Here is a 22,515-nt window from a genome sequence, read left to right as displayed (position 1 = left end):
GAACTAAGATGATTGTTTTTTGTTTTAGATAACAATAAGATTTGTGAGATATTCCACGGCGCCATCATTTTGTTGCAGCCCGTGGTAGAAACTGGAGCGCCATGCATTAGGAGAATGGCATAAGGTCGCCTCCATCTCAGCCAATCGTTCTAGTTGCGCGCGTACGTGATCTTCGTTAGCAACAATTCCCAAATAAAGAGAAGGTTTGCTGACAAGAGTGGTCCATAGATTAATGAGATATGGCTCAATTCCAGCAGGCAAAATGATGTTTTCAATATGCCAGGCGACCACTTGTTCTGTTTCACCTTGGACATTGTATGGAATCGGACGTAATCGAGGTGCACTCCAATCAGGCTCGGCAAGGACAGTCATAATTCGTTGGTCTAAAAAATCATCGAAATAAGGATGTATAGGCCGCTCGTCTTGGACGTTTCCGCGGACAAGTGTCTTTCTAACGGTGTTGCACCGGTCGCATGCTGGTACTAGATTGAGCGAAAAGATGGAAAACTCAGAGTAACTTTGTTTGGGGAGATAATGGTCAAGTGTTCCAAGGCTATCGCGCCCACAAACAGGACAAGCGCCGACGACTTCCCGACGCATTTCACCAATGAATTCAAAACCTTTGGGAGGCGAATTATAAAGATGGTTTAAAGATAAGCGTAGGTCATCGAAGGTGTTGTCTTCTGCAATCTTCCAAGGGTTACCTTGCACGTGGCGATATTCGTCGTAGCGAACTTTAATTTGCGCGGCACGCTGGGAAACCGCAAGCTTGTGCTTGCCTGCTTTTCCCAAGCCATCAATGCGATCCGCATCCTCTATAGTTGGTATTGGAAGCTTTCTCATTCTTCCCTCTCAATTCGTTGCCGCATCAGCATGAGAGCATCTGAACTTAACTCGCCAGCGTATTGATCCAGTGCTTGATGAAAGGTGATCCCGTCATTAGTTGCACGGTCAACCACTTCCAAGAAAAGGTGGTGGTGTAAATCATCGCCAAAGACCTCATTTGAAACGACACTAACATTTGCCCCGAGCGTTTGGAGTAACGGCCCTGCTACAACGAATTTACCGTCCTCGTCGGTACGGAGAACGTGAATCTGTGCGCTTTGAACTTCTCGTACCACAAAGGGCGAGTGGGTGGCGACTATAGCGATTGAACGTGTACTCAGCAAAATTTGGTTAAGTACCCGCATAAATCTGGATATAAGATTAGGATGGAGAAAATTCTCAGGCTCATCCACCGCAAAGACCGAGGACGGCCCCGCATTTGCTAATGCAAATAATATGAAATGAAGGAACGCAGTTTGCCCGAGGCTGAGTTTTCGCTCGACGTTGCCGTCGGCATAGAATACGAGGTCTCTAGTATGGTCAATATCAGATAACGCTTGAATACGCCGTTGTTCCCCATAAGCTTCCATCCAATGGCTCAATGGAGCGAAGCTCGGTTGTCCGTCTGGGCCGGATGCCTTTATTGGCCCCCATAAACGTAAGTCTGAGAATTCCGCATCTAATATTTCACTCAGATAGCTAAGAGTACGGATGCCGCTTTCATCGTGGCTGCGACAAATTTCTGCGAACAACATTGTGTTTGAAGTTTGCTTGCGCGACCGGCTACCGGCACTGTCAAGTGAAAAAGTTCGAATACGCGCAGCGCTTCGGCTGCTTGATCTCGGCACGAAAAGGCTCAGCGACTGAGAGTGTGCAAAAGCCAGGACTTGATTGACCTGTGGGCGGGGCTTCAGGCTAGCTTGACGACTATTGCGGTCGGCTAGTGCACGAGCGAGTTTTGCAAGGGCAGTCGTCTTCCCGCAGCCATTTTTACCTACGAGAACAGCAATTCTGCCGCGAAAGCGGTTGGCCCTATTGAATTTGAAATCAAATGCAAACGGAGGGCCACCATTTTTGAGCGTTGCTGCAAACTGCTCACATGCATCGGTACTAAATGAGTCCCTACCGAGAAGTTCATTGGCGCCATTGCGCATGGCGAAGTGTCCTTGGCTGGAGCGAATCATTGCATAGTTAAACACAGCTGAAGCGAAGAACTCATCCCAGTCCGGGACATCCTGGCCTAGGTCTTGTAGCAAGGCGATATCATTGAGGCTAAGGAGTAGGTCGTATCCACGCTCTACCCCAATTAGGTTACGAACCATGCCATAATTTTTGGCCTCACTAAGTAACGTAGCAAACGCTACGCCAAGTTCACGCAAGGGCAGGCCATCCGGCTTCTCTGCAAGCCGCTCCGCAAAAAAAAGGTCGATTTTTTTTACGTCAAAGATAGCCATTCTTGCGTGCAGCCATTCAACATGGTTTAGGCTTACTCGCAGCCCAACAAGTACCTGAATCTGATATCCAAAATCGTTCCAACTGTTCCCAGTCGGAACAATGACAGGGTCGTAATCAGAGGCCTCTGCTGCCTTCATGTTCAGAAACAGGGCAGGATTAGGCCTCTGTGGCTCCATTTTTTTTTCGTCTGTCATCGCGCATCAATTTTGTTAAGCCTGTGTTGAAAGGATCGCCTTCATTGATAATTGGCGCGCATCGTCTTGCACTGAAATTATTAGAGACTTTGCCACAACCCAGACATTTACGGGAGGTCGCATGTCAATTTGTCGCCAGCACTGCGGAAAGATGCGTTTATTGCAAGCTGAAGATTGCTAACGGCTCGTATAATGGCAGCTAGAAGGTTAGACGGGACCAGGTTGACGAATTTTGAGCACGCCATGCACATGTCACATCTGTAGAAATAGGACTGATGTGTGGACCTAAAAATATGGTTTAGGGATGGAGATACTGTGCAGGTCGATATAAGTGAAATGGTCGCGTCGCTACGAGAGGGCCGATGGGAAGAATATATTCGGCTTGTGTGGGCGGCCTACACTGAGAATGACCCTAATATTCCCTGGTCAGGATTGGCTCTATGCCACGGCACCGAATTCGACTTGTTCGAACGACTCCTTGCATGGCCAAAGAATCTTTTAGGGAGCGCGGCTGAGACACTCAGCCCAACTGTAGGCGTTCTGCCTGCGTTACCAATCTCCGATGCGCTACGCTACCTACAGTACGCCGCTCAAGTAGAGCCGTCGTATCGGCACGCGGTTTCCTCTCCAGTTGAGCCACATATCGCCGCGTCTCCGAGTTTGGGGCGCGAATTGGGTGAAGCGCTAAGAAGCAAAGAATTGCTTACCGGAGCGGAGGCGCGGGTTTGGGCCGCTGCCTATGCCTGTGCGGCGCCTGGTGCAGCTGCCTCGTATGTTCTTGAGCTCGTCGAATCAGGAAAGGACCAAAATCCATTACTGCTCACGACTCTTGTCCAATTCCTACCTAAGCAGCATGAGGAAATCCTTTCGTCGCTGGCGCCGCTTGAGGCGGAAATAGCCGCAGCGCTCCTAGCAGCTACACGAATTGCGGGTTTGGATGCATGGCTTGCGTTGGCGCGCATCATTGAATTCTCGCCAGCAGCTCTTAGGACAATACTCGCCTCAGTCAAGGGTGCTGGTCCGGAGGCAGCCATCGCTCTGGCTGATTCCCTGTATGGGGCACAAAATGCCACAGTAGGCGTCAGCGCCATTCCTTTAGAAGAAGTTATCACTGATTTGTTGGTGGCAGCCCTGTCCAATGACGATGTCCGGCGTCATGTGGATGGCTGTGTGGCTTCGCTTTTACATCACAAATCCCTGCGTCCGTTAGTCATCCCTTGTATTGCAGAGCTAGGAGGGATTAACGAAGATGTTGGCCAAATCTTTATTCATTCGATTGACTCAGTAAGTAGCCGGGCTGCCGACTTCGGCTGGCTTCTGACTAAATGGCTTCTCGATTCACGTACGAAGACCGTTTCTATTCGGGGCCTTCTGCTACGGTGTTCTAGTCGTTACGCGCCGGTCGCACTTGACGTGGACCTTTTAAATGCAGCATCGGAAGAGCGCCAAGTCTCCGCGGCCAGGCAGATTTTAGCATTGGCCTATGATGGTACTGTGCTGTGCAGATTTATTGCAATTTTCGCAGAGTCCAACGTGCTGCAGCCGCGAGGGCTGCGATGGGCCAATGAAATGCTCAACGAAGTATTTTCCGAATATCCGGAAGCGTCGGAAGCTTTTTTGCGGCTGAAGACACTGCCGGCGTTGAAGGGGCGGCCGTACGCGCACGTCTACCGTGGCGTTCTCGCTAATGCGCTGAGATGGCGTCGAGTTCTGAAGTCGCTCCCGCTCCTTAATGAACTTCGGCCGACCGATTCGGAAAAGCAGGCCCTTCGAACACTTCGGCAGCGGATGAGCCGGGATATCGCTCGGGGAGCTGAAGAGAAATCCATCTTTTCTGCAATCACTACAAAAATGAGTATTGCCCAAGGGCGGCGGTTTGCCGTCCATAATGGTCTCGGTGAACCTGGTGTGCAGAGTATGGAGTCGATAGGTGGTTCCTTTGAGCTGCCATCTTCTGAAACTGCTGATCCCATGCGCGGGCTGCTTAAGCGGTCCCAAATGTTGAAAGCCAGCCGATGAAGACCAGCCTGCATTTGCTTCTCGAGGACTATCTTGGTCTTATGCGCGAGGAGGGAGAGCTTGATGTTTACCTCCCATTGCTCATGTCAGCCAAAGGGCACGAGATTGTGTACCGCGCGCAGAAAGGGCCACGGCAATTTGGCGCAGATGTTGTGACTGTGGGCCGGGATGCCGACGGCAGGAAGACGTTGTTCATTTGGCTAATTAAGCGAGGAAATCTTGGGCGACCAGATTGGGACACTGGTCCCCAGTCCATTCGGCAGTCGATGAACGAGGTCGGCGACACGTACCTGCGCACACACATTGCGCCGCAGCATGTACGACTACCGAAGAAGCTATTGGTTGTAACGAACGGCGACTTCAACCAGACCTTAGCGCAGACCTTTTCAACCTATTTCCCAGGGTGGTCCGCGAGTAATAAAATGGAGGTTGAAACGGTAAATGGCTCGACGCTCGCAATTTGGACCGAGCATAGCCTGTTGGATGAAAATATTCTTCCGCCAAGCAGCCGAGCGCTTTTCCGTCGCATGTTAGCTAACGTCAGTACACCCGAGTTGAGTATTGACGTCGGTCGGCAACTGTTCAATGAGCTGTTGGCGGCTGCAAAGGCACCGGCTAAGTCCGAACCAGCACAAGAAAAGCAGCGTTTGGTAGCCGTACGAGGGGTTCGCATTGCCTTGCATGTACTAGAGGTCTGGGGACAAAGTGAACAGAATCAACTGGCCGCTTACCGCCTTGCAGAATATGCGCTCCTTTGTTTCTGGGGCGGGCTTCACGAAGAGATAGCGAAGAACTCAAAGCTTGCGGTGGAGTTCGGTGAATTGTCGTTTCAACTCACCCGCATTGCTGAAGCTTACCACGAGGGAATGCAGGCGTACTATCGTACGCAAGATGCCTTGGCATACATACGTCATGACCCACTGTTAGTGAGTGAAACGGCTTTCTGTGAACTGGGACGCTTGGGATTGCAAGGCTGTATATGGGCGTTTCACGCCGCGTCGGCTGACCTACCAGTTGCGGACGCGATGGCGGGGGTGTACATGAATCGTGTAATTGCACTTCTTGAGTCCCATTCATGTACACAATTGCCAGCATACGACCGCCATTCCGCAGATATTCATGTGGCACTGCTGTTGTTGCTGATTGGACGTAGGATGGATAGCGCTCGGCAGTGGGTGGACCAGATGGTTCAGCGTCTTGGTCCTGCAGCACAAAGTGGAAAGTATTGGCCCCTGGTCGCACGATTTGAAGATGCGTTGGCAATTCGCTGGGGCTATCAGGATATGAATGACGACTTTATTTCGACGTCCACCTTACTACCCATTCTGCTCCTTTGGACTGCGGTTCTTGGGATGACGCCGGCATATAGGCATCTCAGAGAAGTAATCGTTCCCGCTGTTCCCAAAACTACATTGAACTTTTGGAGTTCGGATGCCGGTTACGACGATGCCATTGCTGATCCTCGTACCCTTCATGAGCAAGGTATTGGAGAGGCAATTGCGAGCATTCCTGCTGACCCGGCGGACTTTTTGCGGACGATGGCTGAGCCACTTCGAGGCACGAAGTCCATCGAAACACTAGCATGGTACGAGAGCCGTCTGGTTTTCTTGCCTTTATTGGCGGCCTTGCATTGGGGCTTGCAGATTCCGCGCGAAATGCTGGTGAAGCATGCTGTGGCTCTGGCAAGCGATGTGGTTGTGGATAATGCGACGCCGGTCTCATTGCGTAAGCGCAGGGAGTGATTTAACAATTGGAACGTGCAGGGTCTGCTGACTAAGTTATGAGTTCTCGTACGACAGAATTAGCACAAGTCGCATTTGGCCTCAAGAATGGTCGGATGTGTGCTCCTACCGACGTCCCGTCCGGGTTAGCTTGCGGATGCCTTTGTATTGGGTGTGGTGCTGCATTGGTTGCTAAGAAGGGTGAAAAAAATCGATGGCATTTTGCTCACCACAAGGTCGAGATCGGCGAGTCCTGCGCAGAATCTGCAATTCATGCAGCCGCGAAACAAGTTCTGCTTGAACAAAACTGGCTCCGCTTGCCAAGCATGCGCGTCGTTGTTTCTGGTCAGACGATATCTGGTTTGATGATGGAGGAATCCAGCCTTCTTTCGGAGGAACGTATAGTACGTTTTGAACGCACCTGCGCCGAGGTCAATATTGGTGGTATCCGTCCCGACATTATTGGCTACAGGGCGGAGCGTCAGTTTCTTGTCGAAATGTATTTTCGACACAAGGTTGACGACGATAAGCGGAGCACACTTGGTCAGCTAAAGTTGCCGGCCATTGAGGTGAATCTTTCAGACCTCGATGCTGTCACAGGTTTTGACGCGATATCAGAACGAGTTTTGCACGAGACAACCCATAAGTCCTGGCTCTTTTTCCCTAATGAAGAGCTGGAGCGACAGAGGCTATCGGTGCGTTTGGCCTATCGAATAGAGCAAGCTAACAACGACCACCGGACGAAGCAAGCAGCCGAACTGGAACGGCAAGCCACTCGACAGCGTCAACTCGAGCATGACCGAAAACATCGTCAGGAAGCTGCTCTACGTTACCGGAACATGTCGACACAAGATAAAGAGCGTGACCTACGCGAGCGTTTAGGAATTGTAGCTCGATGGCCTTATTACCTTTGCAAGGAAAGCGATGGCGAAAGCGCTATCGCGGAGCGAGCAATGATTTGGCAGGCCGCACTCTTCAGCCGTTTCATATTCCAAAAGGTAAACAACAGTTTTGAACTCAAACACGCTTCGGTTCTCCAATGGGTGATAGAGCGATTCGAAACTGAAAGCAGCACCCTCAAAGTCGTAGATGCTCAAATCAGGCGTTATCTCGGCTACCTTAGCGCATGTGGCTTTTTGAAAAAGCTACCGTACAATCCGTATGAAAGCCAAGGCTACATCGTCGTATACGGCGAACTGGCCCCGCCCCCGCGGCTTCAGCATACGAGAACAGCGCCTAACAGCCAACTCGCCGTTCCCCCAAAAGTTGTACAGCACTCACCTGCCGCGGTAACGCGGTGGATATGGCGCGCGAGCTGGCCTAAATGGAATGCGATTGCCGAGGAAGCCGCCATTCTTTTAGCCGCCTCTGCGCATGCGATCTACCTCGAGGCGCTGCTTCAGGGCATTTCGCCGCTCAGTCGTCCCGACGACCCGCTTGAATGTGCTGAAATCCTAGAAGGCTGGGGTGTACCGAAAGAAGATGTGATGTCATTCCTTGAGAAGCTTGGGCTCGTTCTAAAGAGCCGCTCTGACGCAAGCCTTGGCTAATAGATGCATCGGTGATACTTCGGCTTTTGTAAGCAGCATCTGCTTGTGTCCGTGATTCTTTATGTCCGCTAAGGCAATTGGAGATGCGAATCGTAGGGGGAGAGAGTTACGGGAAAATTCCGAATACTGACTCCGCTCGCTACGTCGCCTATACATCGTTAGTTTCGATGCGCCCAGCTTGAAGGATTCGTTACAGCGAATAGCCGTATCCACACGAACTTTCTGGCAGCTGATTCTCTTGCCTACTTTACGAGGCCACGTTACGGTCTGGCTAAGGCATCCGCCAAAAGCTTGCGGCCTGCCGGCAAGAGTTTAAAGGTGGCCTCCCGATAATATCTGCCTTGTGGTCCGGTCCCCAGCTTCACCGCCAGGCAGTCACAGTCTTCTAGTAGCAGCAACGCGTTCAGCAAAATGTCATGAGCCTCTTGGGCAAAGACGAACTTGTTAGCGCGGCCTTCCCTCCACCGAGATAATCCGTGGCCCTCCTGCGTGAAGATAAACCGGTTCTTACCATCGCCTGCAATCGCTGAGCGCGAACCTGCTGTGCGCAGATGCTGCTCAATCACGTAACGGTTAACCATTTCAGCAATGAAATCGGCAAGTGGTTCGTCTCTATATTTGTTGACGACTGCGGCCAACTCGGCAAGGCAAAGTTTGTCATCGTCAAAGGCCAACAGATCCTCGATGTGAGCCTTTGCCTTCTTGTCGTCTTGAACCAGAGCTCTCAAATTTTCTATCTCAATTGCGCAATAGATTAGTGCATTGCTGGCGAATTGGCCGGTAAGCGCCCATTGCTCAAGCGTGCCTTCAGTATCATCCGGTTGGAGAACAATAGGAAACCCACGCAGGTATTTTTTTAATGCGCCGATGTTCAAAAAGTCTTTGTACTTCGGTCGACATACCCCGGCTGCCTGCAATGATGGATAGTTCTTTTGTTCCGTCTTGTACCAAACAATATCGGCACCAATCGTGTCACCCGGCGCGATATCAGCCACGACCGTTTCACAGATCAGTTTCTGCAGCTCCCTGCAGATGTCAGCCTTGAAGGTCGGCTCCTTCGCTTGCTCCTTGCGGAGGATGATCCGCTCGACCAAGCCCAACAGTGCTTCCATTCCGAGGCGCTGAAGCTGGCGAATTTGTAGGACATACCATTCCCGCCAACTTTCTTCGACACCGTTCAGGTTGACCTTCTCCCGTTTGGAGGCATATCCTGCTGCCATCACTTGCCGTATTGCCTCTACGGAAACAAAGCCGGGGGTATCCGCTTGAGTAGCCTCTATTGCCGCCAGGGCTCGCAGCGCTAATACAACGCTCTGCTTGCGCTTTCGTGCACTCCTAAGTCGATGCGCTTTATTGGGGTCGTCACCAGCACTTTTTACATCAACCGACCCGTCCAGATACAGGTGGAGAAAATTTGCTTTCTCTGAGTTGGATGGCTTGTGGAGCGACATAACATCACTTAAGGAGGTCAGTTTCTTTTTGGTGCAGGTAATGTCGTCAGTCGACTTGAGCCATCGCAAAACGGCTGGCTCCAATTTTTTCGTCTCTTTGTCAAAGGCGTTGGCCAGCAGCCTACCTGCGGGTGTGCACGAGAACGTGCCCTTCGTTTCCTTCACTCCACGTCCGATAAGCCCAATTCCGTTCACGAGCCCCGGTAGGTAGTACAGAGGGTTCATAAACGTCGTTTTGACGCTCCAGCCGTCAAGGGTCAAGTCCCATTTGTTTTTGTCGTCCTCAAACGCGCTTAGGCCCGGCACCATCTTCACTTGGTCACGCCAGGCTTGCCAAGTCAACAGTAACTGTACTTTGTCCAGCAGTATCGTTGTGGCATGGGCCAGCTCAGAAACTACGGTCGCTTTCCTGCCGCCAGACGTGGCTTGCGTAACGGCGTAGTCAACTGTCCAGCAAATAGCCGAGTACGCGCGTATATGCCGAACGTTATTGTTCAGACCAGGGAAAATTCGACCATACAGGCGCTCACCTACAGCACTCATACCCAGAAAATCGCCTGCTTGGGTCGAACTCACCACCGCGTTGAAGGTCGGTCGTACAAATTCAAAGCCCTTCATTAATTTTCTCCCTGTTTTTGTGGCGTAATGAAGGCGTGGCTTTGTTCGTGAAATTGATGGGAGACCGTCAACTTGGTGCGGGCGATAATCGGGCGGCGGCAAATTGCTTCGCATACCGCGATGTGCTTGTCTCTCAATCTAGTTGCCTGTTGTTTAGCAAGTATCACGTGGCATTGTGGGCACCCGGGAGAATGGATATCTGTGAGGTCGAGCTCGTGAACAATCGAATACTTCTTGAACTGACCATTTGGCGTTTCCTTTAATCCCGTGATGAAGTCAATTTCGGCCGGCGTCAACGCGGTGGGTGGCGTTTTCAAAGCTCCTAGACCATAACGAAGCAAATCATCAATACGGTCAGCAAGCCGCGGCGCCTGCGCAATTTTGAGCATCTCCTGCAACAATTCGCTCCAGTCGTAGGCCTTCAATATTAGATAGCCATTCCCTGGAAAATCTTGCGCATGAAACGCTTGTAAATCGGTAAATGTGATCGTGTGGCCAGCGAATTCTTCAAGAATGCTCAGTATCGTGTGGTATGGGGCAACAATGCCGTGTCGACCGAAAGCGAGGCAAGCGGCGGCACCAGCGCAAGCAAAGGCCGGCAACAGTTCGTGTTTGCTTACCTGCGTTAATTGGACCCCAGCGTACCGTTGGAGAGCTTGAATCAAGACGGTACCGGAACTTGCGCCCGCAGCCATAACGCTGGAATGCCTTTCTGGAAAATGCCTTCGTAGCTCTAGCCCCAACAAATAGGGAAGTAGCCACCTGGCCTTGGCGTCCGGCAGCGCAGACTTCAGGGTTTTGTCGATGACTACCTTTAATGACTCATGGGCTAGCCGTACTCTTTCGTGAGCATCGGCTCTGTTCTTTTTTATTCGTCTATCTACTTGGGTCTCGGCCGGTGCATCGTTGTCTACAACGTTCTCGTTCTCCTCGTCCTCGGTAGGTATCGGCCCATCTTCATCCCCCGCAACATCAATCCCGACCTCTTTTTCGTTAATAAATTTTGATAGTGCCAGTAGCATCCGCGTTAGTCGTGAGTCTCCCTCATGGCCGCCGAGGTTGCCGCGAGAATTATGGCTCTCCTCTAGTTCCGATTTAGTGATTTCAGCGCTGTCTTCAGACGCCATGTCTTTAGCGCCTCTTCGCGTGAGCCTGCCTTGCTTGCTGAGCCGTCGCCCAGTTAGCGCCAAATGAACTGCAGCCAGCACAAGATATTCATCCTCTGGATCGTACGTGCCGTCTCCTTGCTCCAAACGATTGACTGCTTTCTCCACATCCACGTCTGCTGGCCGGTACTTTAGCTCCTGCTCGACGTTAACCCAAGATTGGCAAAGGAATGGTTCACCTGCGACATTCGTTCCTGTTACCTCCACCCATAGTGCACCGTCTTTCAGCGATTTCATGACGCTGCTGTTCAATCGCAACCGAAAGGTTCCATTCACATATGGAATTTGGCCTTCCTCAAAATGTGTCGTCTGTCCTTGGAATAGGCGAATGCGCAACGGCTTAGCGTCCGGCTGAGGTCCGAATTCAATTTCCAGATTGGAACTTGAGCTCAGGCTTGCCTTGCATAGGATTGTTTCCGCGGATGCGAGCGGCGCAGGGAATTCACATGGTTCGTAAACAATCTTACCTTTGGCGGCCTTCCATATTGGCGCGTGCTCTTCCGTGCTGACGCGAGCAAGAGCCAGCTCAACGTTAGCCGTGCGCCAAAGGCTTTGATAGGTGGCATTGACAGAACCTGTCATCGAAACGTTCGCACCTGCTTTATTGCATACATTGAACCACTTTGCGTGCAATGGCCGCGTATTGCCTTCGTCGGCTTTGAGCCTTGGGGTCACAAAATGCTTCGGAGGGTCCGACTTAATATCCTTTGCGAAGGGGGCCAAGAATTCTCCCTTGATGGTTTGACCTAAAGCATATTGAAGTGTCTTAGCCCGAATCTCACGCTGCAACTTACGTGTCGCATTTACATCCTTGTCATGATAAGGAGACAGCACCGTCAACTTTTCGGGCACCGGAACGAACTTCTTGACTAACTGAATCAATTTCTCCCCAGCGGCTGTACCCAAGCTAGACACAAGATATGCCGTACGCGTGGTACCTGCTTGACGAGGGTGAACCTGTGACTGCGTCAGCGCTCGCTTCGAAAAATAGGTTACTGCCTGGTACTCCGTCCCCTTGGCCAAATTGGCGACTTCAGCAACTTGTTCCAGAAACTGGCTGAATTCTTCGAATACCTCCGGCTCAGTAGTGGCGCTAACTGCGTCGAGCACCTCCAATTGGCCGCCTTGGCCTGCGGCAGTGAGATTTCCGCTATTGACCACCAAGATGTCACCTCCGGCGGTTTCCAGGTATGCCAATTTGGGATGAAAGATACCGCCGGGTGCTCCAGTCGCACTAACCACCCTATATCGACTGCCACCAAACTGGCTTTTGGTATTGTCGATGCTGTACAAAGCCTCGCGAGAATCGATCATTACGACGATGGCTTCGCAGTCGTCTTGTCTCAGTAACGGGTACAGCGTTGATTCGAACCAATTTGCCGAAAAGGTATATGACGTCAGCAGTACACGCCTCGGTTTTACTGCTTTGATGATGCCGTATAAATTGTCCAACCAATCCTCGCGAGATATGTTGAGGGGATAACAGGGGCGTACAGATTTTTGTTCTTGCTATAGGTCACGTCCCAGGTAGACGAACTCAAATGAGGTTCGTCCCGTAGCGAGAACATGCCAACAAATTATCTCAGAGTCAATGAATTAGCCGAACGGCTAAGGTTGGCCGCTGCAGCGATTGCGATACACGGATTTTGCATGTGAAAAGGCGCTAGAGTGCACGAGGGGAGCAACCGGCTGAGAAGGCGCTAGTCATGCTGCCGGAAACGCTTTTATTTCCCTCAACCGAAAAACAATGAAATTTGCAAAAAATAGAGGTACTTGCTGGCGATAAAAGCGCTTCTTAGTTTGTGAAAATGTAACTTAATCAAATACTTAGCTGCATATTCGCAAATTCGACAAACGCTTCTATTTTTCATCTACATCCGGTAACGCCAGTCTAGCTTGCATTTCGACAAGAATGCCGTAGACTGAGGCGGTGCTCCTCTATCCAGCCGGCAGTCGACTGAGGCGTGGTGCAGACCCCATGCCTACCCACCTACCCGCCGCCTCTTCGAGGTTCGAAACTCTGGCTCAGGAACTCCAGCAGCAAATCGCTGCCGGGGTGCTGCGCCCGGGGGACCGCTTGCCCTCCGTTCGCCAGACTTGTGCCAGCCGGCGCATGAGCCCCAGCACGGTGTTCCAGGCTTACTACCTGCTCGAGTCCCGCGGCCTGATCCGCGCGGTGCCACGGTCGGGCTACTTCGTCGCCGCGCGCGCCAACGGCGTGCCGCTGCCGGAGCCACGAACCTCCGAGCCCAAGCCTGGAATCCAGCCCGTCGAGGTCAACGACTTGATCTGCACGATCCTCGGCTCTGCGCGCGCGCGCGACATCGTGCCATTCGGTTCCGCTTTCCTGAACCCGGCCCTGTTCCCTCTCGACCGCTTGCGGAGCGCGCTGATATCGAGCACGCGCCGACTTGAACCCTGGAACATGGTCGACGACCTGCCGCCGGGCAACCTGTCGCTCAGGCGCGAGATCGCCAAGCGCTACCTGCGCCAGGGCATGGCCGTGGACGCCGACGAGGTCGTGCTGACCAACGGCGCGATGGAGGCCTTGAACCTCTGCCTGGGCGCGCTGACGCGGCCGGGCGACGCGGTGGTGGTCGAGTCCCCCACCTTTTACATTGCGCTGCAAGCCCTCCAGCATTTGGGCCTGCATGCCATCGAGGTGCCGACCCATGTGCGCGAGGGCATCGATCTCGGCCGCCTGGCGCAGGTCATCGAGCTGTATCGCCCGAAGGCGTGCTGGCTGATGACGACCTTCCAGAATCCGCTCGGCAGCCTGATGCCCGACGCGAAAAAGCGCGACCTGGTCGAACTGCTCGCGCGCCACGACCTGCCGCTGATCGAAGACGACGTCTATTCAGAGCTCTACGACGGCAAGGTGGCGCCGCTGCCCGCCAAGGCGTTCGACCGCCGCGGTCTGGTGCTGCACTGTTCGTCGTTCTCGAAGTGCCTGGCGCCGGGCTATCGGGTCGGCTGGGCCGTGCCCGGCCGGTGGACGCACGAAGTTCAGCGGCTGAAGGTGATGACCAGCCTGTCGGGATCGATCCCGGTTCAGGCCGCGCTGGCCGAGTACCTGCAGGAAGGCGGTTATGACCACCACCTGCGTAGCCTGCGCCTGTCCTTGCGGGCCCAGCGCGCCAGCCTGTTCGAGGCCGTTACCCGGCACTTTCCTGACGGAACTCAAGTCGTGCTCCCGGCCGGCGGCTACTTCCTGTGGGTCGAATTGCCCATCGGGGTAGACGCCATGGCCCTGTACCGCGCCGCGCTGGCGCAAGGGATCAGCATAGCGCCTGGGCCCATGTTTTCCGCGCGCGCCGAGTTCCAGCGCCACATCCGGCTGACCTGCGGTCAACGCTGGGACGCGTCGATCGAGCGCGCCACGCGCACCCTGGCACGGCTGGTCGACGACGCGGTGCGCGCCCATGCCGGCTCGCATCCGGCGATCTGATCCGGTCATCCAGGTCCGCAACTGCTCACGCAGACGGCGCAGTTTGCCGGGCAAACTGTCTGCATGGAAAAGCTCACCACAGATCAGCGTATCCCTTGCCGCGATGCCTCGGAGCCCCTGCTCGCGCCCGGCGATGTGCCACCCGTCGCCGAACGCGCGCTGCGCGACGTGCTGGATCGACTCGGGCCATCAGTGTTCGCCGGGCTGCTCGACGCCGACGGCGTTCTGCGCTACGCCAACCATGCGTCGCTGCGGAGCATCGGCAGCACGCCGGAGCAGGTGCTCGGCCAACGCTTCGACGCGACGCCCTGGTGGCAGGGCTGCGAGGCGTCGCGGCGGAGACTGCAAGAGGCGCTGGCAACGGCGTCGCGCGGCGAGTCCGTGCGTTTCGACGCCCGCATCACCACCAGCGAAGGCCACACGCTCGCCATGGACTTTTCGCTGCAGCCGCTGCATGGCCCCGACGGGCGCGTGCAGTGGCTGATCCCTTCTGCCTGCGACGTGAGCGAGCGCGAGCAGGCGCAGCGCCAACTGCTGCTCACCCGCCATGCCGTCGAACAGGCCAACGATGCGCTATTCCTGGTGGGGCCCGACGGCGCCTTTCACGACGCCAACGCAGCCGCCTGTCGGCTGCTGGGCCTGGATCGCCGGCAGGTGCTGCGGATGTGCATGAGCGACCTCGACATCCAAAGCGAAGAGACGCGCTGGCCTCAACGCTGGCAGCAGTTGCGCGAACGCGGTTCGCTGCGCTTCGAGAGCGGCGTGCGCCACAACGATGGTCAGGAGATTCCGGTCGATGTCTCCGTCAGCCTGGTCAACAGTGACGGCGAGACGTTCGCCCACGTCTGCATGGACGACCTGCGTGAGCGCCGCACCGCCCAGGCCAAATCGGATTTTTTCGCCGCCATGAGCCATGAAATCCGCACGCCGATGAATGGCGTGATCTGCATGATCGATCTGCTGGCGCGCTCCAGGCTGAAGGCGCACCAGCTGGCCATGGTCGATCTGATCCGCGAGTCGGCGTTCTCGCTGCTGGGCGTCATTGACGACATCCTCGATTTTTCCAAGATCGAAGCGGGGCGGCTGGAAACCGAGAGCGAGCCCATCGCCGTGGCCGACGTGGTGGAAAAAGTCTGCGCCATGCTCAACTGCCTGGCGGAAAAGCAGCGGGTGGAGCTGACCTTGTTCATCGATCCGGCCATTCCCCGCCAGGTGCTGGGCGATCAGCTGCGGCTGCGCCAGGTTCTGATCAACCTGATCAACAACGCCATCAAATTTTCCGCCGGTACGGTCAACGCGGGCCACGTGGCGGTGCGGGCCATGCTGGTGGCGCGCGAGCCCGGGCGGGTGGACGTCGAATTCCAGGTGGTGGACAACGGCATAGGCATGACGCAGGAAACCATGTCCCGCCTGTTCGCCGCCTTTACCCAGGCCGATGTCTCCACCACCCGGCGCTACGGCGGTTCCGGACTGGGCCTGGCCATCGCCCATAGCCTGGTGGAGTTGATGGGCGGCGCCATCACGGTCCACAGCGCGCCCGGCAACGGCTCCACCTTTTCCGTGCGCCTGCCATTCGCGTTGGGCCCGGATCCCGACGAACATGCCGGACAAGATGCGCTGGCGGGGCTGTCGTGCCTGCTCATCGGCGATGGCGATGCCTTGTCCGACGGCTTCCGGGCCTATCTGACCGATGCCGGCGCCGATACCAGCCAGGTGGCTGGCCTCGCGGCTGCGCAAGCCTTGTTACCCACGCTGCCGGCCGGACTGTGGGTCTGGATCGTCAATACGACCGCGGAGGCGCCGACCTCGCTGGAGCAGCTGCGGGCGGTGGCGCGCACCCGCCCTGAAGTGGATGTCCGTTTCGTGGTCATCGGCCACGGTCCGAATCGCTATTCCCAGAGCATAGACGCCGACCGCGTGTCGGTGGATGCCAATGTCCTCACCCGCGCCGGTCTGTTGCGCGCGGTGGCCATCGCTGCCGGACGCGCCGCCGAGGACGACGGCGGCCTCGCATCGCCGGCGCCGTTGCCAGAGCCACTCGAGGCGCCTACACGCGAACAGGCGCGCCGTGAGGGCCGCTTGATTCTGGTTGCCGAGGACAACGACATCAACCAGAAGGTCATCGAACAACAACTCACCCTGCTGGGTTTTGCCGCCGACTTGACGCGCAACGGGGAGCAAGCGCTGGCCCGCTGGCTAAGTGGTGACTATTCCTTGCTGCTGACCGACCTGCACATGCCCGCGATGAACGGTTACCAACTGACAGCCGCCATACGCGCTGCGGAATCCCCCGGGCGGCATTTCCCGATCATCGCGCTGACGGCCAACGCGCTGAAAGACGAGCGCGAGCGCTGTAAGGCGGCCGGCATGGACGACTTCATGAGCAAGCCCGCCCCCCTTGCCGAATTGCAGACCATGCTGGAGAGCTGGTTGCCCAAGGCGCATGGCCACATGGCGGTCCAGGCCGGCCCCGACCTCCCGCAGGATAGCGCCCTTCCGGTGGACGTTGACGTATTGCGCAAAATGGTGGGGACAGACGCCGGGGTTGTCATGGATTTCCTGCATCATTTCCGCGCCAGCGCGACCAAAATTGCCAGCGAGATTGGCGATGCCCGCGCGCAGGGCGACCTGTGCAAGGCCGCCGCCGGCGCCCACAACCTGAAGTCGTCGGCGCGCAGCGTGGGCGCCCTCAGGCTGGCCGACCATTGCGAGGACATCGAACGGGCAGGTACTGCCGACGCCGCGGACGATCTGGCCAGGGCATGGAGTTGTTTTCAGACCGAAATGCAGCTGGTGGACAGCTATCTGGCCGGCGTGTTGGCGGCTGGCGATGAATCACAAACCTGATGTCATTCAAAATCATGCATACCATCAATCCTAGCATTCTGGTCGCCTCCGACAACGCCTCCGATGCCGATCTCGTGAAGCGGCTGCTGGCAAAGGACTTCAGCCGGATCAGCACTTCCACCGTGGAGGAAAAGGCCGCCGCCGACTTCGAGCAACACCTGCCCGACGTCCTGGTGCTGGCCTTCAAGACACTGGAATCGGCCGAGCGTTTTTACCTCGGCCTTTACCGCCACTGCGCCAGATTGAGCCTGCAACCGCACCGCACCATCATCCTGTGCGGCAAGGACGATGTTTATCGCGTCGCCAAGTTGTGCCTGCAGCAGCATTTTGACGACTACGTGCTGTTCTGGCCCATGAACTACGACGCGCCGCGCCTGTCCATGGCGATACACCTGGCGTATCGCGAGTTGAGCAAATTTAACAACGACGGTCCTTCGCTGGCGGAATTCGCCGCCCAGGCGCGGCGCCTGGGCGAGCTTGAAGGTCTGCTGCAGCAGTACATGGCGGCCGGCTTGAATCAAGTCAGCGTCACCGAGCAGGCGGTCGAGCACGCCGAGCGCGAGATCAATGCCGTGGTGGACGGCTGGTCCCGGCAACTGAGCCAGGCGGCAACTGCCCATGCGGTGCCGGTCGATACGGTGGAAAGCATGGAGCGGGAACTGGCGCGTTTCAAGGAAGAGGACATCGCCGCGCGCTTCAACAGCGTGCGCGACTCGGTGCGACCGATCGGCCAATGGACCAAAAGCCTCACCAGTCAATGCGCGGCGCCGCTGGAATCGGTGCGCGCGCTCTCGGCCATGGCGGAAAAGGTCAAGCCGGTCGTGCTGGTCGTGGACGACGACGACTTCCAGCACAAGATCATCGCCAACATTCTGGGCAATCAGAGCTACCGGCTGGTTTTCGCCGCCAGTGGCGCCGAAGCGTTGAGCAGTGTGCGCAAGGAGCGGCCCGACCTCATCCTGATGGACGTGATGATGCCGGACATGGACGGTCTGGAGACGCTGAAGCGCATACGCTTCATACCGCAGCTTGCCAGAGTGCCGGTCATGATGATGTCGGCCAAGAGCGAGGGGGCGGTGGTGGTGCAGTGCCTCAAGTCCGGGGCGGCTGACTTTGCCGTCAAACCGTTCGACCGCGACAGGCTGTATTCCAAGGTTTCGCGTTTGTCCACGGGAGTGGAAGCGAAAGCGCTACACGCCAGCTGAGGGTACCCTCATGATCAACGCCGCAAGCTTAACGGGGGAGTGACACGATGGACCGGACCACCTGCAAAATTCTTGTGCTGGACGATGACGCTTTCACGCGCAATCTGCACGCGACCGTGCTGGCCAACCTCGGCTTTCAACAGGTGGCGACCTGCGCCAGCGGCCAGGAAGCCCTGGGCACGCTGGATGACGCCCGCACCTCGCCGTCGGTGATACTTGTCGATCTCAATATGCCTGGCATGGATGGCGTCGAGTTCGTGCGCGAGATTGTGGATCGTGGTTACACAGGCCGCCTCATTTTGGTCAGCGGAGAGAGCGAGCGCACCCTGAAGTCGGCCCATGCGCTGGTCAAGGCGCACCGGATTGACGTCCTGGGCAGTTTTAGCAAACCGGTCTCACCCGCCCTGCTCGACGCCGCCCTGAACAAGGCGGACACCGCCAACAGCACCTGGCGGCCGGCGGCCCGCAAGAGCTATGGCGCCGTCGAACTGCATCAGGGCATACAAAACGGCGAACTGATTAATCATTACCAGCCCAAGGTATCTCTGTCCACCGGTCAGGTCACTGGGGTTGAAACCCTGGTTCGCTGGCGACACCCATTGGACGGGTTGGTCTACCCGGAACAATTTATCCCCGAGGCGGAATCATACGGTCTGATTGACGCCTTGACACGCGCCGTGCTGGTGCAGGCTTTCACCGACGCCGCAACCTGGCGTGCGGCGGGGTTGGAGCTGAGTGTCGCCGTCAATGTCTCCATGGATAACCTGACGGCATTGGACTTTCCCGATTTTGTCTCAGAGCAGGCTCGCTTGAAGGGATTGCAACCTGCATCCATCATATTGGAGGTGACGGAAAGCCAGTTGATGAAAGACCTGCGCGCGCCGCTTGAAATTCTGACCCGCTTGCGCCTGAGGCGGTTCCGCTTGTCGATCGACGATTTCGGCACCGGTCACTCGTCGCTGGCCCAGTTGCGTGATCTGCCTTTCGACGAACTGAAGATAGACCGCGGCTTTGTCCATGGCGCGCGCCATAACGAAACACTGCGCGCCATTTTTCTGGCCAGCCTCGGATTGGCCAGGCAGCTGGGGATGGAAACGGTGGCTGAAGGCGTTGAAGACAGCGACGACGCTGATTTTCTGAGGTCGACCTGCTGCGATCAGGCACAAGGCTACTTCTTTGCCCGGCCCATGGCGGCTACGCAAGTGGAGGCCGGGGTGCGCGCATACTCGTCAATGCCGGGCCTGGCGATCGTCGACGCGACCGCCCTGCTGACGTAAGGCGCCGTTATTGCGGCCGTTGGTAGCCGCGGTCGGCCAGCAGGCGTTCGAAGTCTTTGGCGTTGAGGATGTCGACGATCGCCTGCTTCTTGTCCTGCCCTTGAACTTGCGCATCGCTGCGTACATGGGATCGTCGTCGAAGGTGTCGGGCGGATTGATCGCCGCTGATTGCCGCCGCGTAGTCGTTCTTTTCGAGTGCGGTTCTCGCCGCGCCGGCGCACAGGCAAATCGCCATGGCGGCGTTACTGGCCGCCGCAAGCCACCGACGAACCGTCGCGCGAAACCTGGCAGAACGGCGCCGCGCCGCCGCAGGCAACCTTGTGGCCGTCGGCCGAGGTCTCGCAGAACGGCGCCTTGCCGCCGCAGGCGACGTTCAGGCCATTCGCCGATTTTTCGCAGAACGGCGCGGCGCCGCCGCAGGCCACGTTGCCGCCATCCTTCGATTTGGCGCAGAACGGCGCCGCGCCGCCGCAGGCGACCTGCTTGCCGTCGGACGAGGTCTCGCAGAAACTGGCCTTGCCGCCGCAGGCGACCGCGTTGCCGTCGGACGATTTCTGGCAGAAGGCGGCGGCGCTGCCGCAGGCGATCGACTTGCCGTCAGTCGAGCCCTGGCAAAACGGCGCGCCGCCGGCGTTGGCGTTGGTGCTGGATGGCGCCGGGCCGGACTGCGGCACGATGGCGACGCAGCCGGCGCACAGCAGGGTGGCAAGCAGGGTCAAGGCGGAGCGCACAGTCTGCGAAATATGCATGGTTTTCCTCGGAGTGGATGTTGATCTTTTACCACGATAACCGAGCTGAACGCTGGTGTCCATGCTAACCTTTCAGCGCAAGCGCGACTATGCCGTCCCCATTTGCTAGAGAGGAATGACCATGCATACCCTGGAGTCTGACACCCGCGCCGCCGAGGCGGCCCTGACGGATTGGCATCGCGCGCTGGAGCTCCACGACTGGGGCGCGGTCGATGCCGGGCTGACGGCGGAATTCCTGATGATCGAGCAGGACCGTATCCTGGACAAGGCCGCTGTCATGGCGCTGCTGAGGTCCAGCGCCGCGCTGGGCCGGCAACGGGCCGGCCTGCACGGCTTCCGCACCCAGGCCCAGGGCGATGTCGCCTGGACCACGGTCAGCAACGACGCCGTCTGGATCGCCAGCGATGGCGCGCAAACCCCGTACGGCTCTCTGGAAACGGCGGTCTTCAAGCGTGAAGGCGACGCCTGGCGGATCGACCGCTACCACGCGACCCGCCTGGCCAAGCGCTGAAGGTTGCAATTTCCGCATTTCGCGGCAAAAATGGCCGCTGTTCAATTCACAACGGGATCACCGATGACAGATCTGAGCCATGACGGCCAGCCGCAGCTGAGCAAACACCGTATCGAAGCCCTGGTGGACGGCATTTTCGCCGTCGCCATGACCTTGCTGGTGATCGAGTTGCGCCTGCCCGAACATGCCCACCTGAACAGCGAAGCGGCGCTGCAAGGCGCGCTGGTGGGCCTGATCCCCAACCTGATCTCGTGGCTGATCAGCTTTTTCGTGTTGGCGATATTCTGGATCGCCAACCACCGCCTGTTCAGCTACGTGCGCCACGCCGACCAGGGCTTGTTGTGGATGACCATCCTCGGCCTGGCCAGCGCCGCGTTGCTGCCGTTCGCATCGGCGGTCAACGGCCAGTTCGCGTCGACCACCGGGCAGGCGCTGTATTCCGGCGTGATGATCTGGCTCAGCGTGTCCACGCTGCTGCTGGCGCGCTACATTTACCGCCATCCCGGCTTGTGCGCGCATCCGATGTCGCTGGGCGTGTATCGCGCCACCATGGCGCGCAGCTGGGGCGTGATGCTGATCGCCGCGCTGGCCGTCGTCATCAGCTATGCGGCGCCGGGCAAGGCCAACTTTGTCTTCCTGCTGATGTCCCTGATGCGCCCGCTGGGCGCGCGCATCGAGCGCCATTACGCGCTGGCCGAGGCCAAGGCGCAAGCCCAGGCCGCCGCCGCCGCTTGAGCCCGGCCTAGACCTCGCTCCACTGCCGCAGCAGGTTGTGGTAGTGCCCGGTCAGGCCGACCAGTTCCGGGCAGTCGCCCAGGCGCGCGCGCAGGCTCTGGATGTTCTGGTCCAGCTCCAGCAGCAGGCTGCGCCGCATATCGTCGCGCACCATGCTCTGGGTCCAGAAGAAGGAACAGACCCGCGCCCCGCGCGTGACCGGCTCGACCCGGTGCACGCTGGTTGACGGATACACGATCAAGTCCCCGGCCGGCAGCTTGACTTCATGTTCGCCATACGCGTCGGTGACGATCAGCTCGCCGCCGTCGTAGTCCTCGGGATCGCTGAGGAACAAGGTCGACGACACGTCGGTGCGCAGCCATTGCCCGGTGGCGGCCACGCGCCGCAGCGCGCCATCGACATGGGCGCCGTAGTGCTCGCCGCCGGCGTAGCTGTTGAACAGCGGCGGACAGGTGCGCAGCGGCAGCGCGGCCGCAAAGAACAGCGGACTGGCCGCCAGCGCCGCCAGCACTTCCGCGCCCAGTTCCTGCGCCAGCGCCGAGCCCTCGGCCAGCTGGCGGTTCTGCTTGACCAGCGCGCCCTGGGCACCGACCGTGGTACGGCCGTCGACCCAGTCGGTCTGGTCCAGCCGGCGCCGCATGGCGGCCACTTGTTCGCGGCTCAATACGCCGGGGATGTGCAGCATCATGGAAAACTCTCCTCAAAAAAAAGGCCCCGCCGGAATGGGCGGGGCCTGTGCGCGAT

Annotated in this window: 16 protein-coding genes; 9 read left to right on the top strand and 7 right to left on the bottom strand. The window is 57.2% G+C overall.

The window, feature by feature from the left end:
- Nucleotides 1–24 precede the first annotated feature (24 nt).
- Entirely contained in the window at nucleotides 25–843 is an 819-nt protein-coding gene (locus V6M89_RS07855) for a hypothetical protein (RefSeq protein WP_332852671.1), read from the bottom strand.
- Nucleotides 840–2,474: an ATP-dependent nuclease gene (locus V6M89_RS07850; RefSeq protein ID WP_332852670.1), complete on the bottom strand. Its 1,635-nt coding sequence runs from the start codon at nucleotides 2,472–2,474 to the stop codon at nucleotides 840–842. Before V6M89_RS07850 ends, V6M89_RS07855 begins: the two co-directional genes overlap by 4 nt.
- 315 nt (nucleotides 2,475–2,789) lie before the next feature.
- Here V6M89_RS07850 and V6M89_RS07845 point away from each other — a divergent pair, with 315 nt between their 5' ends.
- The 3 genes from V6M89_RS07845 to V6M89_RS07835 all read left to right on the top strand — a co-directional run bounded on the left by V6M89_RS07845 (nucleotide 2,790) and on the right by V6M89_RS07835 (nucleotide 7,764).
- A complete protein-coding gene (locus tag V6M89_RS07845) occupies nucleotides 2,790–4,493 on the top strand; it encodes a hypothetical protein (RefSeq protein ID WP_332852669.1) in 1,704 nt (567 codons plus the stop codon).
- Complete coding sequence (locus V6M89_RS07840) at nucleotides 4,490–6,235, top strand: hypothetical protein (protein ID WP_332852668.1); 1,746 nt, start codon at nucleotides 4,490–4,492, stop codon at nucleotides 6,233–6,235. Before V6M89_RS07845 ends, V6M89_RS07840 begins: the two co-directional genes overlap by 4 nt.
- 164 nt (nucleotides 6,236–6,399) lie before the next feature.
- A complete protein-coding gene (locus tag V6M89_RS07835; RefSeq protein ID WP_332852667.1) occupies nucleotides 6,400–7,764 on the top strand; it encodes a hypothetical protein in 1,365 nt (454 codons plus the stop codon).
- Nucleotides 7,765–8,024: 260 nt separating this feature from the next.
- Here the strand turns inward: V6M89_RS07835 and V6M89_RS07830 are convergent, their stop codons facing one another.
- Both V6M89_RS07830 and V6M89_RS07825 read right to left on the bottom strand, forming a co-directional pair.
- Nucleotides 8,025–9,833 carry a hypothetical protein gene (locus tag V6M89_RS07830; protein ID WP_332852666.1) on the bottom strand — a complete coding sequence of 603 codons (1,809 nt, stop codon included), beginning with the start codon at nucleotides 9,831–9,833 and terminating at the stop codon, nucleotides 8,025–8,027.
- A complete protein-coding gene (locus V6M89_RS07825; protein ID WP_332852665.1) occupies nucleotides 9,833–12,451 on the bottom strand; it encodes a hypothetical protein in 2,619 nt (872 codons plus the stop codon). The genes V6M89_RS07830 and V6M89_RS07825 overlap by 1 nt, the downstream gene beginning before the upstream one ends.
- A 526-nt stretch (nucleotides 12,452–12,977) precedes the next feature.
- Here V6M89_RS07825 and V6M89_RS07820 point away from each other — a divergent pair.
- The 4 genes from V6M89_RS07820 to V6M89_RS07805 all read left to right on the top strand — a co-directional run bounded on the left by V6M89_RS07820 (nucleotide 12,978) and on the right by V6M89_RS07805 (nucleotide 19,776).
- Complete coding sequence (locus tag V6M89_RS07820) at nucleotides 12,978–14,447, top strand: aminotransferase-like domain-containing protein (RefSeq protein ID WP_332852664.1); 1,470 nt, start codon at nucleotides 12,978–12,980, stop codon at nucleotides 14,445–14,447.
- A 63-nt stretch (nucleotides 14,448–14,510) separates the two neighbouring features.
- Nucleotides 14,511–17,294, top strand: a complete 2,784-nt coding sequence (locus tag V6M89_RS07815; RefSeq protein WP_332852663.1) for an ATP-binding protein — start codon at nucleotides 14,511–14,513, stop codon at nucleotides 17,292–17,294.
- Nucleotides 17,294–18,499, top strand: coding sequence for a response regulator (locus tag V6M89_RS07810; RefSeq protein ID WP_332852662.1), 1,206 nt, complete (start codon nucleotides 17,294–17,296; stop codon nucleotides 18,497–18,499). The genes V6M89_RS07815 and V6M89_RS07810 overlap by 1 nt, the downstream gene beginning before the upstream one ends.
- A 47-nt stretch (nucleotides 18,500–18,546) precedes the next feature.
- Nucleotides 18,547–19,776 carry an EAL domain-containing response regulator gene (locus V6M89_RS07805; protein WP_332852661.1) on the top strand — a complete coding sequence of 410 codons (1,230 nt, stop codon included), beginning with the start codon at nucleotides 18,547–18,549 and terminating at the stop codon, nucleotides 19,774–19,776.
- A gap of 7 nt (nucleotides 19,777–19,783) precedes the next feature.
- On the opposite strand, the gene V6M89_RS07800 is transcribed toward V6M89_RS07805, so the two are convergent.
- Both V6M89_RS07800 and V6M89_RS07795 read right to left on the bottom strand, forming a co-directional pair.
- Nucleotides 19,784–20,011 carry a hypothetical protein gene (locus V6M89_RS07800; protein ID WP_332852660.1) on the bottom strand — a complete coding sequence of 76 codons (228 nt, stop codon included), beginning with the start codon at nucleotides 20,009–20,011 and terminating at the stop codon, nucleotides 19,784–19,786.
- A 7-nt stretch (nucleotides 20,012–20,018) separates the two neighbouring features.
- Nucleotides 20,019–20,525: a hypothetical protein gene (locus V6M89_RS07795; protein ID WP_332852659.1), complete on the bottom strand. Its 507-nt coding sequence runs from the start codon at nucleotides 20,523–20,525 to the stop codon at nucleotides 20,019–20,021.
- A gap of 115 nt (nucleotides 20,526–20,640) precedes the next feature.
- Between V6M89_RS07795 and V6M89_RS07790 the strand changes: the two genes are divergently transcribed.
- Complete coding sequence (locus V6M89_RS07790) at nucleotides 20,641–21,036, top strand: YybH family protein (protein ID WP_332852658.1); 396 nt, start codon at nucleotides 20,641–20,643, stop codon at nucleotides 21,034–21,036.
- 63 nt (nucleotides 21,037–21,099) lie between these two features.
- A complete protein-coding gene (locus tag V6M89_RS07785) occupies nucleotides 21,100–21,771 on the top strand; it encodes a TMEM175 family protein (RefSeq protein ID WP_332852657.1) in 672 nt (223 codons plus the stop codon).
- A gap of 7 nt (nucleotides 21,772–21,778) precedes the next feature.
- Here the strand turns inward: V6M89_RS07785 and V6M89_RS07780 are convergent, their stop codons facing one another.
- Nucleotides 21,779–22,459, bottom strand: coding sequence for a Fe2+-dependent dioxygenase (locus tag V6M89_RS07780; RefSeq protein WP_332852656.1), 681 nt, complete (start codon nucleotides 22,457–22,459; stop codon nucleotides 21,779–21,781).
- Nucleotides 22,460–22,515: the final 56 nt, after the last annotated feature.

The sequence above is a fragment of the Duganella sp. S19_KUP01_CR8 genome (genome assembly GCF_036688705.1).
GTDB lineage: Bacteria > Pseudomonadota > Gammaproteobacteria > Burkholderiales > Burkholderiaceae_D > Rugamonas.
Note: the sequence above shows the minus strand (reverse complement) of the source record. Positions and strands in the feature narration are given on the sequence as shown.